Origin of the sequence: Prochlorococcus sp. MIT 1011 (assembly GCF_047305235.1) — a bacterium.
Classification (GTDB): Bacteria; Cyanobacteriota; Cyanobacteriia; order PCC-6307; family Cyanobiaceae; genus Prochlorococcus_B.
The window spans coordinates 1685856-1700480 of record NZ_CP138983.1 but is presented as its reverse complement, the minus strand read 5'-3'; the positions used below and the strand labels follow the sequence as shown (position 1 = coordinate 1700480).

The following is a 14625-nucleotide window of genomic DNA, read 5'->3' as shown; positions in this document are numbered from 1 at the left end:
AGGTCGTTAAATTTGCAGTATAAATTTCGGTTTGTTGTTTTAAATTCATGAGCGACACTATTCTCAAATGCACAACACGCCACGTTCGTATATTTACTGCAGTAGTAAAAAATAAAGATTTAATTTTAGATAATGATCATTTGACTTTAGATATTGATCCTGATAATGAATTTCTTTGGGATAATGATTCTATAAGAAAGGTACAAGATTATTTTCGTGAATTAGTTGATTCTCAAGAAGATAATGAATTGAACGACTATAGCTTGAGGAAAATAGGATCTTTGCTTGAAGACTTTATTAGAAAGTTGCTTAAAGACGGAGAACTCAGTTATAACCCAAACAGTAGGGTGATGAATTACTCCATGGGATTACCTAGAACTCAAGAATTATTATGAATCAAGGTCCCTATAATCGACGTTCATCATCTCGTAGAAGATCAGATCTTGCCAGAAGACAAGAAGGAAATAAATTTAACCCTAGAAAAGATTCAAATGTTAGAAGCCAATATGAACCAAGGGGTAGCCGATTTAATTCTTCCTCCCCTTCAGATGGCGGAGGGGGAATAAAAATTAATTCGAACTCAATCGCTATTTTAGCTGGAGTTTTGGTGATTGGTGTTGGTATTGGAAGCCTTATTACAAGTACAACTTCAGGTGGTCAGGGAAATATTGCTAGTCAACAACAGTTGGATATGGCAGTTCCAGATCCAGACTTTTGTAGGCAATACGGTGCAAGTGCTTTTGTTATTGATGTTGAAATGTATACAACCCTAAATCCCTCTACTAGTTTTGTCACTCAACCCGCTCTTCAACCTGGTTGTGTGATCAGAAGAGAAAATTGGACTGTGTTGCAAAAGCAAGGAGCAATAAACAATGAAGATGTTAGAGAGTGTAAACAGCGAATGAATACATTTGCTTATATTGGTTCAATTAGGGACCAGCCAATTGTTCGATGCGTCTATCAAGCAGACGTTAACGAAAATAAATTCATAATTAAGGGCGCTGAAGAAGATGCTGTTGGTATCAATAAAGAAGCAATACAGTTCTAATTTTCAGAATGAAATAGTGGAGAAAATGAACTAGCAAATAAAGGTAATATATCTTGTGTGAATGCTTCTGCAGCTCTTGATGAATATCTTCCAGGATTAGTAATTACTTTAAGTTCTCTTTTTACTTCTAGATCTGCAACAATTGCTCTGTGAATACTTCCTCCTGAAAGCTCTCTTTCAATTGAAACAACTGGAAGAAAGGCAGCTCCTAGATCAGATTGAACAGCATTTTTTATAGCTTCAAGAGAATTTAATTCCATTTCAATATGTAATCTTTGCACATCTAATCCAGAAGATGACAGTAATTGATCTACGACTTTACGGGTCGTTGATTGATTGTCTAGAGTGATAAACCTTAAACTATATAAATCTTCTTTTGTGAGTTCTTTTGACTTTGCTAGTGGATGGTTAGTAGGTAAAACAAGAGCTAATTCATCAGTAGCAAAAGGAATTACTTGTAATGATTCGTTTAACTCTAATGGAAGTTGGCCTCCAATAATAGCTATATCAATTTGGCCATTAGCAACACTCCATCCTGTCCTTCTAGTGCTATGAATTTGCAGTTGAACTGAAACTTCTGGATATTTTTGTCTGAAATGGCCAATCATTCTTGGCATCAAATAAGTACCAGTTGTTTGGCTTGCTCCAATTGTCAGAGAACCACCTTTCAGGTTATTTAAATCTTCAATTGCTTTGCAAGTCTCTTGGCACTCTCCTAAAATTTTTTCGCAATAATTTAGAAGAATTTTTCCCGCTTCAGTTAATTGGGCTTTTCTTCCCCCTCTATCAAATATTGCAATTTCTAGTTGTTTTTCAAGATTTTGCACTTGTAAGCTGACAGCTGGTTGAGTGACAAACAAACTATCTGCAGCTTTTTTAAAGCTTCCCTCATCAACAATTGCTTTGAGGATTCTTAGTTGATCAAGAGTGAATGGAATCTCGGCCATGGTGGCAGGCCTTCATGGCAGTTATTAAAATAAAATGTAGGGAAAAACATCACCAACTGTTGATCCGGTATGGATCTAATAATTTATTGATAGGCTTTTAAAAGGACGAATGGCATTTTTAGATACACATGGTTCGAGTTTTGCGATGATATTACTTTTGTTTTGTTTTGCCATTATTCATAGTGGTGGAGCCGCTTTAAGGGTGAGGGCGGAAGGTTTAATTGGTGCAAGAGCATGGAGATTGGTTTTTGCTTTTGCAAGTATTCCTTCCGCAGTTATTTTGGTTGGTTATTTTATTGCTCATCGTTACGACGGAGTTAGATTTTGGAACTTGCAAGGGGTTAGCGAACTAATTCCATTGATTTGGATTTTGAGTGCAATTAGTTTTCTTTTTCTATATCCAGCTACATATAACCTTTTAGAAATTCCTGCTGTTCTGAAACCCAAAGTTAGAATATATGCTACGGGGATTATTAGAGTTACACGCCATCCGCAGGCAATAGGTCAAATTATTTGGTGTTTTGCTCATTTACTTTGGATAGGCACAAGTTTTACTCTTGTGACTTGTTTGGGATTAATTGCTCATCATTTATTTGCTATTTGGCATGGTGATAGAAGACTTAGCCTGAAATTCGGAAAAGAATTTGAAGATGTGAAGAAAAAAACATCAGTCGTTCCATTCATGGCTGTGTTGGATGGACGACAAAAATTAGAAATTAAAGAATTTCTTAGGCCCTCTCAGATGGGTATTCTCATTGCAGTTTTCTTTTTCTGGTGGTCCCATAAATTTATTTCAGTTGGCGCTCAGAAATTTCTCTCTTTTGATTTAACTGAATTACTAGCAAGAATTGCCTAAAATAATTTCAATATGATTTAGCTGGATGCATTCGGCTGCAGATTTTGCTTGGTTAATTCCTCTCCTTCCTCTTTGTGGGGCAGTTTTGATTGGTTTGGGATTAATTAGTTTTAATGATCTTTTTAACCGTTCACGAAAACCTGTTGCAATAACTCTCTTAACTTCTGTAGGTGCCTCGGCATTTATGAGCTATGCAGTTTTAGCTGAGCAACTTTCAGGTAAGCCACCGGTTGAACACTTGTTTGTTTGGGCAAGTGCTGGTTCTTTTGAATTGCCAATGGGATATGTGATTGATCCTTTGGCGGCAGTAATGCTTGCTCTTGTTACGACAATTGCTTTCTTGGTAATGATTTATTCCCATGGTTACATGGCACATGATCCTGGGTATGTTCGTTTTTTTACTTATTTAGCCTTATTTAGTAGTTCTATGCTTGGTCTAATAGTTAGTCCAAATTTGCTTGAGATATACGTTTTTTGGGAATTGGTTGGGATGTGTTCATATTTACTAGTTGGTTTTTGGTACGACAGAGATGGTGCTGCGCATGCAGCTCAAAAGGCTTTTATCGTTAACAGAGTCGGAGACTTTGGGTTATTGCTTGGCATCTTGGGTCTTTTTTGGGCAACTGGAAGTTTTGATTTTCATGGAATTGCTGATGGTTTATCCGATTCAGTCAGTTCGGGGACAGTGCCAATATGGTCGGCTTTGACTCTTTGTATTCTTGTTTTTATGGGGCCAATGGCAAAGTCTGCACAATTCCCTCTACATGTTTGGTTGCCTGACGCAATGGAAGGTCCAACTCCTATATCTGCCTTAATTCATGCAGCAACAATGGTAGCAGCGGGAGTTTTTTTAGTAGCAAGACTTGACCCTTTGTTTAGCCAGTTTCCTTTTATTGGATTTTTTATAGCAATTGTTGGAACTATTACTTGTTTTTTAGGCGCATCAATTGCTTTGACACAAATGGATTTGAAAAAAGGATTGGCTTACAGCACAGTTTCTCAACTTGGATACATGATGCTTGCCATGGGATGCGGAGCACCAGTTGCAGGAATGTTCCATTTAGTTACCCATGCATGCTTTAAGGCAATGTTATTCCTTGGTTCAGGTTCTGTTATTCATGCAATGGAGGAGGTTGTTGGTCATGAACCAGTTCTTGCTCAAGATATGAGATTAATGGGTGGTTTACGTAAAAAAATGCCTATTACTGCAATAACTTTTTTCATTGGCTGTATTGCTATTAGTGGTATTCCTCCTCTTGCAGGTTTTTGGAGTAAAGATGAAATTCTTGGTCAAGCTTTTAATAGTTTTCCAATACTTTGGTTTATTGGTTTTTTAACGGCAGGAATGACAGCTTTTTATATGTTTCGTCTATATTTTCTGACTTTTGAAGGAGATTTTCGAGGGGAAAACAAAGAGATGCAGATTTCCTTGCTTACTTTAGCAGGCAAAGAAAAAGATGATGAGCATGGAGATCATGAAATTGGCAAGATACATGAATCTGCATGGCCTATGACGTTCCCCTTGGCAGTTTTGGCAATTCCTTCTTGTCTAATTGGTTTTATAGGAGTTCCATGGAATAGCATTTTTGCAAACTTGTTAGATCCCCGTGAGGCTATTGAAGCTGCAGAAAAGTTTAGTTGGGGAGAATTTCTCCCACTTGCTACTGCCTCTGTAGCTATCTCATCTGCAGGGATACTATTGGCGGTTTTAACCTACTATTCAAAACGACTTGATCTTGGTGTTTCTTTGTCTAATAAGTATCCTAAAATAAATTCATTTCTTCAGAACAAATGGTACCTAGATGATATTAATGAGAAAATCTTTGTAAAAGGTAGTAGAAAGCTTGCAAGAGAAGTACTTGAAGTAGATGCAAAAGTAGTTGATGGAGTAGTTAATCTAACTGGATTATTGACTCTTGGTAGTGGAGAAGGACTCAAATATTTTGAGACAGGAAGAGCTCAGTTTTACGCATTGATTGTTTTTGGAGGAGTGATTGCTCTGGTCGCACTTTTTGGAGTTATAGGGGCATAATTTACATAATTTTTTTAGGTGTGTGTTTCATCCCCTATTTAGAGGGTGCCAATAATCTCATAATTTCTAAACTCAAAAAGTGATGATTAATTTCGAGCCTTGGAATTCGCTCTCAATGCAACTTTGAACCTTGGAACAATGCTAATTCCTGAGCCAATACAAGCCGACTTCCCTTGGTTAAGTTTATCCATATTTTTTCCAATTATTGGATCATTAATTGTTCCATTTATTCCAGATAAAGGCGAAGGAAAAGAAGTTCGCTGGTATGCCCTAATAATTGCTTTAATTACTTTTCTAATTACTGTTGCTGCTTACTTCAAAGGTTTTGATCCAAGTCAAGAAGGCTTGCAGTTATATGAAAAAGTTAGTTGGCTCCCAGAACTTGGATTGACTTGGTCAGTTGGTGCAGATGGCTTGTCAATGCCATTGATCTTGCTTACAAGTTTCATAACTTCTCTAGCTGTTTTAGCAGCATGGCCAGTTAGCTATAAACCAAAATTATTTTTCTTTTTAATCCTTGCTATGGACGGTGGCCAGATAGCAGTATTTGCTGTTCAAGATATGTTGCTTTTCTTTCTTGCATGGGAATTGGAGTTGTTTCCGGTTTATTTATTCCTTGCAATCTGGGGCGGAAAGAAAAGGCAATATGCAGCCACGAAATTTATTATCTACACCGCAGGCAGTTCGTTATTTATTCTCCTTGCTGGTCTTGCAATGGGTTTCTTTCAAGCGGGAGGAATACCAGATTTCGGTTATACCCATTTAGCTCAGCAAGATTTTGGTAAGGGGTTTCAACTGCTTTGTTATTCAGGATTGCTTATAGCTTTTGGGGTCAAACTTCCTATTGTTCCTCTTCACACTTGGTTGCCAGACGCGCATGGAGAGGCCACTGCTCCTGTACATATGCTCTTGGCAGGAATATTGTTGAAAATGGGTGGATATGCTCTTCTTAGATTTAACGCACAATTACTTCCTGATGCTCATGCTCAATTTGCACCATTATTGATTGTTCTTGGAGTAGTCAATATTATCTATGCAGCTTTAACTTCTTTTGCTCAAAGAAATTTAAAAAGGAAAATTGCTTATAGCTCAATAAGTCATATGGGTTTTGTTTTGATAGGTATTGGAAGCTTTAGTTCTCTAGGCACTAGTGGTGCGATGTTGCAAATGGTGAGCCACGGTTTAATAGGAGCAAGTTTGTTTTTCCTTGTTGGTGCAACTTACGATAGAACGCACACTCTCCAATTGGATGAAATGGGTGGTATTGGTCAAAACATGAGGATTATGTTTGCTTTATGGACTGCATGCGCTTTTGCTTCTCTTGCTTTACCTGGAATGAGCGGATTTATCTCAGAATTAATGGTCTTTGTTGGTTTTGTAACTGATGAAGTTTATACACTCCCATTTAGAATTGTTGTTGCTTCATTAGCAGCAATTGGAGTCATTTTGACACCTATATATTTGTTATCGATGCTTAGAGAAATTTTCTTTGGGAAAGCAAACGCCAAGTTAATATCCAAAGCAAAGTTGGTAGATGCAGAACCTAGAGAAATCTATATTATTGCTTGTTTATTAGTTCCTATTATTGGAATTGGCTTGTATCCAAAAATCATGACTGATACTTATATTTCATCAATTGATGGATTGGTTAGAAGAGATTTGTTAGCCGTTGAGAGAATTAGAAGTGATCAACCAACAATTATTAGTAGACCTAATGTATCAATTGGGACTATTGAAGCTCCTCTTTTAGATTGAATGTAATTTGAACTGGCATAACTTTCATCAAAGAGATAACTTTCTTTTAGAGTCTTAGGCCTTATTGCCAGTTAATCTTTTAAGTCAAACTGCAGATTCTGGAGCGAGACTTGCAATTCGTCTATTGCAAGATGCTGCTGAAAGAGGTGATATTGATCCATGGGATGTGGACGTCATCCCAGTTGTTGATGGCTTTCTGGACCAACTTAAACAAAGAATTGAAATTCCAAAAAAGATTTCAAAACATTTAAGCCAAAATGGCGGAAGTTATGAAGTTGACCTTGCTCAGAGCAGTGAAGCCTTTTTAGCTGCTTCTGTATTAGTTGGCTTAAAGGCTGAGGTCCTAGAGGCTGAAATGTTTTCTGTAGATGTTGAAGATGATTCAGACTTTGATTTTGGAGAGCAAGGTTGGCTAGATGAAAGTTTTCAATTACCTCTTCGTCCAGAGAGACATCTATTAAGAAGACCCGTTGCCCCTCCTCCATTTAGAAGACCAGTTACTCTTGGAGAATTAATAAACCAGCTAGAAACAATTGCAGAATCTTTGAAAAATGATGAGTTGCACAATCGCAGAAAATTACGACAAAAAAAATTAACTGACAGGGAAGTTATTGCTCAAGTTTCAGCTCTTGCTCATCGTGAAAAATTACCTGAAACGACTGCAGCTTTGGCAATTTTTATTAACAATTGGGAACAAGCTTTGCACTGGGTTGATTTTGAATTATTAGTTGAGAGATGGAGAGAAAATTCAGTCTCAGATGATTTAGACACAGATAGAGTTGGAGTTTTTTGGGCTTTATTGTTTTTATGTTCTCAAGGCAAGGTTGAGATTGATCAAAAAGATTCTTTGTTTTCGCCTATAAGTCTAAAGAGGCTTTTAGAACCAGGAATGGTTGCTCAGCTTCCTCTTGCATCTTTGGACGTGACAGATGGCTCGCCGGCTGCTGCCTAGCTCTTTGTGGAGGCAGCATTCTATGTTGGCCTTGTATCGCTTAAGTTAAAGCACCTATGAAAGCGATGATCCTGGCGGCTGGGAAAGGAACCCGAGTTCAGCCGATCACGCATGTGATTCCAAAACCAATGATTCCTATCCTACAGAAACCTGTAATGGAGTTTCTGTTGGAACTTCTTAAGGAGCATGGTTTTACTGAGGTTATGGTTAACGTTTCCCACTTAGCAGAAGAAATAGAAAATTATTTTCGAGATGGACAAAGATTTGGAGTTGAAATTGCATACAGCTTCGAAGGCCGTATTGAAGATGGAGAATTAATAGGTGATGCACTTGGGTCAGCGGGCGGGCTGAAAAAAATTCAAGATTTTCAAAAGTTTTTTGATGATACTTTTGTCGTTTTATGTGGAGATGCGCTAATTGATTTAGATTTATCTGAAGCTGTAAAAAGACATAAAGAAAAAGGAGCACTAGCTAGTTTGATCACCAAACGTGTTTCAAAAGATCAAGTAAGTAGTTATGGCGTTGTAGTAACAGATGAAGAGGATCGTGTTAAAGCTTTTCAAGAAAAACCTTCTATTGATAATGCACTAGGCGATACGATTAACACTGGAATTTATTTATTTGAACCTCAAATTTTTAATTATATTCCATCTGGAAAACCCTTTGATATTGGCTCGGATTTGTTTCCTAAATTAGTAGAAGAAGGGGCACCTTTTTATGCTTTGCCTATGGATTTTGAGTGGGTAGATATTGGTAAAGTTCCAGATTATTGGAGAGCGATAAGGAATGTTCTTAAAGGTGATGTTAGACAGGTTGAAATACCAGGCAAGCAGGTTAGACCTGGTATTTACACCGGTTTAAATGTTGCAGCTAATTGGGATAAGATAAATGTTAAAGGACCTATATATGTTGGAGGAATGACAAGGATAGAAGATGGTGTAACTATTATTGGTCCTTCTATGATTGGTCCGAGTTGTTGTATCTGTGAAGGTGCAACAATTGATAATTCAATAATATTTGATTATTCACTAATTGGTCCTGGAGTCCAGCTTGTAGAGAAGTTGGTTTTTGGTAGATACTGTGTAGGAAAAGAAGGAGATCATTTTGATCTACAGGAAGCTGCATTAGATTGGTTAATAACTGATGCTCGTAGGCAAGACTTAGGAGAACCGTCACCTCAACAAAAAGCAATGGCTGAATTATTAGGAACTGACCTAATTGGTTCTTCTAACTAATATTTGCTTTATCTAAAATCATCGGTATTTGTTCCTCTGCTTTAACAGCCATAATATGAACTCCTTGAGCAATTTCTAGATAACTTTTTACTTGCTCAGCAGCAATTGAGATACCTTCATCAATAGGGTTTGATGAACTCTCAAGTCTGGAAATAATTGATTCCGGTATGCATGCTCCTGGTACTACACGATTGATGAATTGAGCATTTTTGGCAGATTTTAGTAGAAAAACTCCAGCTAAAACTGGAATTTTCATAGGCTCTGTTATTTCCTCGCAAAATCTTTCAAGTATTTTGGGGTCCATAACCATTTGAGTTTGAAGGAATTTTGCACCCGCTTTTTTTTTCATTTCTATTCTTCTTTTTAAACCATCAAATCCTCTGCAATTTGGATCAGCTGCGGCTCCAGCAAACAAATTAGTTGGGCCATCAGGTAAAAAGTCTGATACGGGATCTATTCCTTTGTTAAGTGATGTGACTTGATTAATAAGTTCTATTGAGTTGAAGTCTTGAACTGATTTGGCCTGAAATTGGTCTCCTACTCGTACAGGATCGCCAGTTAAACAGAGGATGTTTCTTATTCCTAAGGCATGCGCACCAAGTAATTCAGCTTGTAATGCGATTCGATTCCTATCCCTACAGGATAATTGCAGGACTGGCTCAAGATTTGCCTCTAAAAGCAGCTTGCATAAGGCTAGGCTGCTCATTCTCATAATCGCCCTGCTGCCATCTGTAACATTAAAACTATGCACAAGGTCTTTTAATTTGAAGGCTTTTGAAAGCGCTAAAGCTGTACTCCCCCCTCTGGGAGGCATTATTTCAGCAGTAATAGCTGATAAGCCAGATTCAAGACGATTTTGAAGTTTAGATTTCACATGTATTTTTTACTAGATAATTACTATCGGTGATTAAAGGCCCTAATCTAAGTAGTATTAATTAATGAGTTGTGAGTGAGGGGAATGTTTACAGGAGAGATTGCTAATTCGTCCCATATGGGACTCTCTGCTAGGGAAATGGAGATTATTGGATTAGTGGCGGATGGCCTTACTAATCAAGAGATTGCTGAAAAACTGACAATTAGCAAAAGAACTGTAGACAACCATGTGAGCAATATGTTTACAAAAACAGGTTCAAAAAACAGAGTGGCTTTGTTGAACTGGGCAATGGATCATGGAAAGATATGCCGGGATGGGTTCAATTGTTGTTCATTGCCAGATGAAACAGCTTCTTAGAAGATCTAATTATTGTCGGCATCATTGATATCAGATAAGGGCATTAGCGAAAATTCGATTGAAGACAGCTCAAATAACTTTGCATATGCGATGCAAGCTTCCTTGTCAGTACAAGTGAATCGAAGGATACCTTCTGTGTCATAAAGACCATACAAGTTATACCTCTTGCAAAGGATCCATAGGTCGCTGGCAATTACCAGTGATGATTATAAAGATAATCTAAAGGACGAGTTGCCTTTTTGCTTAGGATTCTTTGAATTGCATTCGATGTTTTAAGGACAATTTAGAAATAGGTGTTTTCGCAAGAGAAGCATTGCTTAATGATTTCATCCCAGTGATCTCTTGACCACACCATGATGGGACTTCAATTTCTTCGGATTCAGAATTCAATTCAATTTCAGCAATTTTCAAAGGAGAATTCGAACCATAAAAAAGATCAACTACCCAATCTTTTTTATTTATTTTTAGCTGATAACGAGTTTTAGTGATTTTATATTTTGATAAGTTTATTAATTCAATAGCATCTTTTGTAGGAATTGAATATTCAAATTCATAGTTTATTAGTCTACTTAGAGAGGACTTTAATGTTATGTATGCTTTTTTATTGTCTATTACCCTTACTCGAGTCGCCCATTCATCTATGCTTGAATTTAAGTAGGCTTGACTAAAATCTTCACTTAATACTATCTGAGTTTTCCAATCTTCATTTTTAACTAAGAACCTTCTTTCGATTTCTATCCCCATAATTTATTATTTATTACTCTCATTTAGGCTGCTGGCCCAATGAAGTTTTTGAGTGATAGTCTTATAATAAGAAAGATTTTCATCTAAAATTATTATTGAGGTTGAATGATTGGATTTCTTTATTAAGCATGTATCATTAGCTTCAATTAGACATCCACTCGAACCATCTAACCATAACTTTACTTTTTGCTTTTTTTCTCTTATTGGTTTTATTACTAATTGAGACTTAGGAGGAACCACAATTGGTCTACTCGCTAGGCTCATAGGACAAATGGCGCTAACGATTATCGCATCTAAGGAAGGGTGGATTATCGGCCCTCCTGCTGCCATAGAGTAAGCAGTAGAACCTGTTGGGGTCGAAAATATAAGTCCATCCCCCTTGTATTTGTCTACTGCTTCGCCATCTATTTCAAGCTCAAGACTACAAGTTGGTGCGATTTCGTCTGTACAAGATCTTAAATAAAAATCATTTAGAGCAAAAAATGATCTTGTAATTGTGTTTTTATGATTGTTCTCTGCTTTAAATACAGTTGCTTCGAGCATCATTCTTTTTTGTATATTAAAGCTATTATTTGAAACTCTTTCCCAAAAATTGGCTTGCTTTAAGATATGACGATCGTGTGTCAAAAAGCCTAGATTCCCTCCAACATTGAAACTTAAAATAGGTATGTTTTTTTGGGATAAAAATCTGGCGGCCCTTAAAACTGTTCCATCACCTCCTAAAACAAGAGCAATTTCCGGTAAATTCTTAGATACTGAAAATAATTGATTTATATTATTGGTTTCATTACTTATTTCTGAAAATAAAACTTTTTTTCCATAACCTTCAATTATTTTTTTACAATTTAAGGTTTCGTTATATGCAGTATCGCTATCTGATCTATATAAGATCCAGATCAGATTTGTTGTCATAGATAGTAACTACCATTTAAGTAGATTAAAACTTTCCATATCAATAGTAACTCTATTTCTATACAATGAAAGTAGTATCGCTAGTCCAACAGCCGCCTCGGCTGCTGCTACTGTGATCACGAAAATTGAAAATACTTGTCCTCTAATTATTGATCCGTCAATATAGGATGAAAAACTCATAAGATTTATATTAACTGCGTTTAACATTAATTCAATACTCATTAAAACTCGTACAGCATTTCGACTATTTATTAATCCCCAGACACCTGTGCAGAAGAGAAATGCCGCAACTATAAGATAAGCCTGAAGAGGTACTGGCCCAATAGAATTTTCTAACATATTTAGTAAGTAAATTTTATATATATAATTAAATTCATTTTAAACTATTTTCGGAAAGAAGAGGAATTTTCTTATTAATTAAGGACTTTTTATTCTTGAAATCATTGATATCATCTTTTGGAATTGATATATCTCTTCTCGCTAATACAATAGCTCCGATCATAGCCATTAATAATAAAATCGAAGCAAGTTCAAAAGGTAATAAATAATCAGTAAATAGATGTTCACCAATTCTCTCAGTTGCTTCTTCCCCAATAGAGGTTGGTCCAGGTAAGTTCCATTTTGTGGTAATACTAACCCGTAATAATAAAATTAATAATCCACCACAAACTACACCAGATATCAATTTTCTAATTTTAAGACCTTTGATCGGTTTTAACTTTTCTTTTTTATTAACCAACATAATTGCAAATAATATCAAAACATTTACAGCACCTACATATACAAGAATCTGAGCTGCAGCAACAAAACTAGCATTTAGTAAAAGATATAAACCTGCTACAGCCATAAATACTCCGCCTAATAAAAATGCTGAGTAAACAATATTTTCTAACAAAACAACAGCCAAACTTCCAGAAACTATGACAGAACTAAGAATTAAAAAGCAAATTAATTCTGTTGAATAAGCGATATTCATTAATTAGTAGAATTTAATTTATTTGCAACATTATTAGACGAATTATTATTATCTTCTTCTTGAGACTTATCTGCTTGTAGTTCTTTTATGATCTGAGCTGGTAGTTTGCCTGCTCTTTTTTGGTTTGCAGGTAATTCATGAGGGTCCATTATGCGTTCGGGCAAATATGCTAATTCTCTGAGAGGCCTAACAGATGGATCTGAAGTTACACTTGTTGGTAGTCTTCCAAGAGCAACATTATCGTAATTAAGGCTATGTCTATCAAATGAAGCCAGTTCATATTCTTCTGTCATTGATAAACAATTTGTAGGGCAATACTCAACGCAATTTCCACAAAAAATACATGCACCAAAGTCAATAGAATAATTTCTCAATTCTTTTTTCTTAGTTTCTTTATTCATTACCCAATCAACAACTGGGAGATTGATTGGGCAGACCCTTACACAAACCTCACAAGCAATACACTTGTCAAATTCATAATGAATCCTTCCTCTATAACGCTCAGATGGAATTAGTTTTTCGTAAGGATATTGAACTGTTACAGGCCTTCGACGCATGTGGTCGAATGTAACGCCAAGTCCATCAATTAAATATTTCGCTGCACTAACGGCTTCTTTAGTGTAGTCGGCAACTTTTTCAAGGAAACCAAGCATATTAAATTTGCTGCCGGCGGCCTCTAATTACAATACTCACTATACAGTTTTTTTCAAGTAAATGTAGGTACTTTTACTTAAAAAAACTAGTGATTGTGTTGCTTTTCTTTTATCCGCCAAAAGTCATGGGAAATGCCAATTTAAGTGAAGCAGTTACAAGTAAGTTGACCAATGAAATAGGTAAAAGAAACTTCCATCCTAAATCAAGTAGTTGATCAATTCGAACTCTTGGAGTAGTCCATCTCAATAAAATTGCTAAAAAAACCAGTAAATAAGCCTTCAGAATTGTCATAACAATTCCTAGAGATGCAGCAATAATTTGAACTAATGGATTATCAATTGAAAGACCTATCAAAGATGAAAACCAATCAATTGAGATGGGAAATCCCCACCCTCCTAGGTAGAGAACGGAAACAAGTAAAGCAGATAAAACAAGATTTATGTATCCAGCCAAGTAAAACAGAGCAAATTTCATACCTGCATATTCAGTCTGATAACCAGCTACAAGTTCTTCTTCTGCCTCAGGTAAATCAAAAGGTAGTCTCTCGCATTCAGCTAATGCACAGATCCAAAAAATTATAAAACCTACAGGTTGTCTCCAAATGTTCCAGCTAAGAAAACCCGCAGTATTTTGTTGTTCAACTATATCGACAGTACTCAATGAATTGCTCATCATAACTATTGCTAAAACCGCTAGTGCTAGTGGAATTTCATAACTAATTGATTGAGCGGCAGCTCTAAGTCCACCTAGCAAAGAATATTTATTATTTGAAGAGTAGCCACTCATTAGTAGACCAATAGGTTGAATGCTACTTAGAGCAATCCATAAAAAGATGCCTATGCCTACATTGCTTATTAAAAGATTTTGACCAAAAGGAACAATTAACCAAGATAGAATTACAGGTACTAATACTAATATTGGACCAACTGTAAAAAGAACGTTGTCTGCCCTTGCGGGAATAATGTCTTCTTTTACTAAAAGTTTCAAACCGTCAGCCATTGGCTGAAGAATTCCAAGTGCACCTGCATATTCAGGACCAATTCTTTGTTGAGCTGCTGCAGAAATTTTTCGTTCAAGCCAAACTGTTACTAATACACCAATTACAGCTGAAACCAATACTAAAAGCATTGGAAGAGGGATCCATAAGAGATGTGCTAATTCATTAGATAAACCAAGGTTTTGAACACCTTGGGTAAAACTCATCTCAAGATCTATACCTGAATTCACTTCTAATATTTAATCTAATAATAAGGTTAGTGTAATTTTGAATTAATTTTAAATTC

Annotated in this window: 16 protein-coding genes; 8 read left to right on the top strand and 8 right to left on the bottom strand. The window is 36.3% G+C overall.

Annotated elements, in window-relative coordinates; all coding sequences use genetic code 11:
- Positions 1–47: 47 nt before the first annotated feature.
- Together ndhM and SIB75_RS10110 are read left to right on the top strand one after the other, a co-directional pair.
- Positions 48–395, top strand: a complete 348-nt coding sequence (ndhM, locus tag SIB75_RS10115; protein ID WP_413683203.1) for an NAD(P)H-quinone oxidoreductase subunit M — start codon at positions 48–50, stop codon at positions 393–395.
- The gene (locus tag SIB75_RS10110) at positions 392–1048 is read left to right on the top strand and encodes a DUF3172 domain-containing protein (protein WP_413683202.1); all 657 of its coding nucleotides are present in this window, start codon (positions 392–394) and stop codon (positions 1046–1048) included. The genes ndhM and SIB75_RS10110 overlap by 4 nt, the downstream gene beginning before the upstream one ends.
- On the opposite strand, the gene SIB75_RS10105 is transcribed toward SIB75_RS10110, so the two are convergent.
- A complete protein-coding gene (locus SIB75_RS10105) occupies positions 1045–1995 on the bottom strand; it encodes a LysR family transcriptional regulator (RefSeq protein ID WP_413683201.1) in 951 nt (316 codons plus the stop codon). The genes SIB75_RS10110 and SIB75_RS10105 overlap by 4 nt on opposite strands.
- 109 nt (positions 1996–2104) lie before the next feature.
- Between SIB75_RS10105 and SIB75_RS10100 the strand changes: the two genes are divergently transcribed.
- The 5 genes from SIB75_RS10100 (at position 2105) to SIB75_RS10080 (ending at position 8825) form a co-directional block, all read left to right on the top strand.
- Positions 2105–2851: an NnrU family protein gene (locus SIB75_RS10100; RefSeq protein WP_413683199.1), complete on the top strand. Its 747-nt coding sequence runs from the start codon at positions 2105–2107 to the stop codon at positions 2849–2851.
- A 25-nt stretch (positions 2852–2876) separates the two neighbouring features.
- On the top strand, positions 2877–4883 hold the full coding sequence (locus SIB75_RS10095) for an NAD(P)H-quinone oxidoreductase subunit 5 (RefSeq protein WP_413683197.1): 2007 nt from the start codon (positions 2877–2879) through the stop codon (positions 4881–4883).
- Positions 4884–5021: 138 nt separating this feature from the next.
- Positions 5022–6638, top strand: coding sequence for an NAD(P)H-quinone oxidoreductase subunit 4 (locus SIB75_RS10090; protein ID WP_413684859.1), 1617 nt, complete (start codon positions 5022–5024; stop codon positions 6636–6638).
- A gap of 64 nt (positions 6639–6702) precedes the next feature.
- The gene (locus SIB75_RS10085; protein ID WP_413683195.1) at positions 6703–7590 is read left to right on the top strand and encodes a segregation/condensation protein A; all 888 of its coding nucleotides are present in this window, start codon (positions 6703–6705) and stop codon (positions 7588–7590) included.
- A gap of 56 nt (positions 7591–7646) precedes the next feature.
- Positions 7647–8825, top strand: a complete 1179-nt coding sequence (locus SIB75_RS10080; RefSeq protein WP_413683193.1) for a sugar phosphate nucleotidyltransferase — start codon at positions 7647–7649, stop codon at positions 8823–8825.
- Here the strand turns inward: SIB75_RS10080 and SIB75_RS10075 are convergent.
- Positions 8818–9699 (bottom strand): methylenetetrahydrofolate reductase, encoded by an 882-nt coding sequence (locus SIB75_RS10075; RefSeq protein ID WP_413683192.1) that lies wholly within the window; start codon positions 9697–9699, stop codon positions 8818–8820. The two genes, SIB75_RS10080 and SIB75_RS10075, sit on opposite strands and share 8 nt — an antisense overlap.
- Before the next feature lie 84 nt (positions 9700–9783).
- On the opposite strand from SIB75_RS10075, the gene SIB75_RS10070 reads away from it, so the two are divergent.
- Positions 9784–10056, top strand: coding sequence for a helix-turn-helix domain-containing protein (locus SIB75_RS10070; RefSeq protein ID WP_269604263.1), 273 nt, complete (start codon positions 9784–9786; stop codon positions 10054–10056).
- A 243-nt stretch (positions 10057–10299) separates the two neighbouring features.
- Here SIB75_RS10070 and SIB75_RS10065 read toward each other — a convergent pair whose 3' ends face one another.
- The 6 genes from SIB75_RS10065 to nuoH form a co-directional block, all read right to left on the bottom strand.
- Positions 10300–10800: a CYTH domain-containing protein gene (locus tag SIB75_RS10065; protein WP_413683191.1), complete on the bottom strand. Its 501-nt coding sequence runs from the start codon at positions 10798–10800 to the stop codon at positions 10300–10302.
- Between the two features lie 6 nt (positions 10801–10806).
- Entirely contained in the window at positions 10807–11712 is a 906-nt protein-coding gene (locus tag SIB75_RS10060) for an NAD(+) kinase (RefSeq protein ID WP_413683190.1), read from the bottom strand.
- A 9-nt stretch (positions 11713–11721) separates the two neighbouring features.
- On the bottom strand, positions 11722–12051 hold the full coding sequence (gene nuoK / locus SIB75_RS10055) for an NADH-quinone oxidoreductase subunit NuoK (protein WP_269604270.1): 330 nt from the start codon (positions 12049–12051) through the stop codon (positions 11722–11724).
- A 34-nt stretch (positions 12052–12085) separates the two neighbouring features.
- Entirely contained in the window at positions 12086–12688 is a 603-nt protein-coding gene (locus SIB75_RS10050; RefSeq protein WP_413683188.1) for an NADH-quinone oxidoreductase subunit J, read from the bottom strand.
- Entirely contained in the window at positions 12688–13341 is a 654-nt protein-coding gene (ndhI, locus tag SIB75_RS10045; protein ID WP_413683186.1) for an NAD(P)H-quinone oxidoreductase subunit I, read from the bottom strand. Before ndhI ends, SIB75_RS10050 begins: the two co-directional genes overlap by 1 nt.
- Before the next feature lie 109 nt (positions 13342–13450).
- A complete protein-coding gene (nuoH, locus tag SIB75_RS10040) occupies positions 13451–14569 on the bottom strand; it encodes an NADH-quinone oxidoreductase subunit NuoH (RefSeq protein WP_413683185.1) in 1119 nt (372 codons plus the stop codon).
- Positions 14570–14625: the final 56 nt, after the last annotated feature.

What these genes read in the sequence shown, in the direction of transcription:
- ndhM (WP_413683203.1), top strand. Translation starts at nt 48, where the DNA reads ATGAGCGACACTATTCTCAAATGCACAACACGCCACGTTCGTATATTT.
- SIB75_RS10110 (WP_413683202.1), top strand. Translation starts at nt 392, where the DNA reads ATGAATCAAGGTCCCTATAATCGACGTTCATCATCTCGTAGAAGATCA.
- SIB75_RS10105 (WP_413683201.1), bottom strand. Translation starts at nt 1,995, where the DNA reads ATGGCCGAGATTCCATTCACTCTTGATCAACTAAGAATCCTCAAAGCA.
- SIB75_RS10100 (WP_413683199.1), top strand. Translation starts at nt 2,105, where the DNA reads ATGGCATTTTTAGATACACATGGTTCGAGTTTTGCGATGATATTACTT.
- SIB75_RS10095 (WP_413683197.1), top strand. Translation starts at nt 2,877, where the DNA reads ATGCATTCGGCTGCAGATTTTGCTTGGTTAATTCCTCTCCTTCCTCTT.
- SIB75_RS10090 (WP_413684859.1), top strand. Translation starts at nt 5,022, where the DNA reads ATGCTAATTCCTGAGCCAATACAAGCCGACTTCCCTTGGTTAAGTTTA.
- SIB75_RS10080 (WP_413683193.1), top strand. Translation starts at nt 7,647, where the DNA reads ATGAAAGCGATGATCCTGGCGGCTGGGAAAGGAACCCGAGTTCAGCCG.
- SIB75_RS10070 (WP_269604263.1), top strand. Translation starts at nt 9,784, where the DNA reads ATGTTTACAGGAGAGATTGCTAATTCGTCCCATATGGGACTCTCTGCT.
- SIB75_RS10065 (WP_413683191.1), bottom strand. Translation starts at nt 10,800, where the DNA reads ATGGGGATAGAAATCGAAAGAAGGTTCTTAGTTAAAAATGAAGATTGG.
- SIB75_RS10060 (WP_413683190.1), bottom strand. Translation starts at nt 11,712, where the DNA reads ATGACAACAAATCTGATCTGGATCTTATATAGATCAGATAGCGATACT.
- nuoK (WP_269604270.1), bottom strand. Translation starts at nt 12,051, where the DNA reads ATGTTAGAAAATTCTATTGGGCCAGTACCTCTTCAGGCTTATCTTATA.
- SIB75_RS10050 (WP_413683188.1), bottom strand. Translation starts at nt 12,688, where the DNA reads ATGAATATCGCTTATTCAACAGAATTAATTTGCTTTTTAATTCTTAGT.
- ndhI (WP_413683186.1), bottom strand. Translation starts at nt 13,341, where the DNA reads ATGCTTGGTTTCCTTGAAAAAGTTGCCGACTACACTAAAGAAGCCGTT.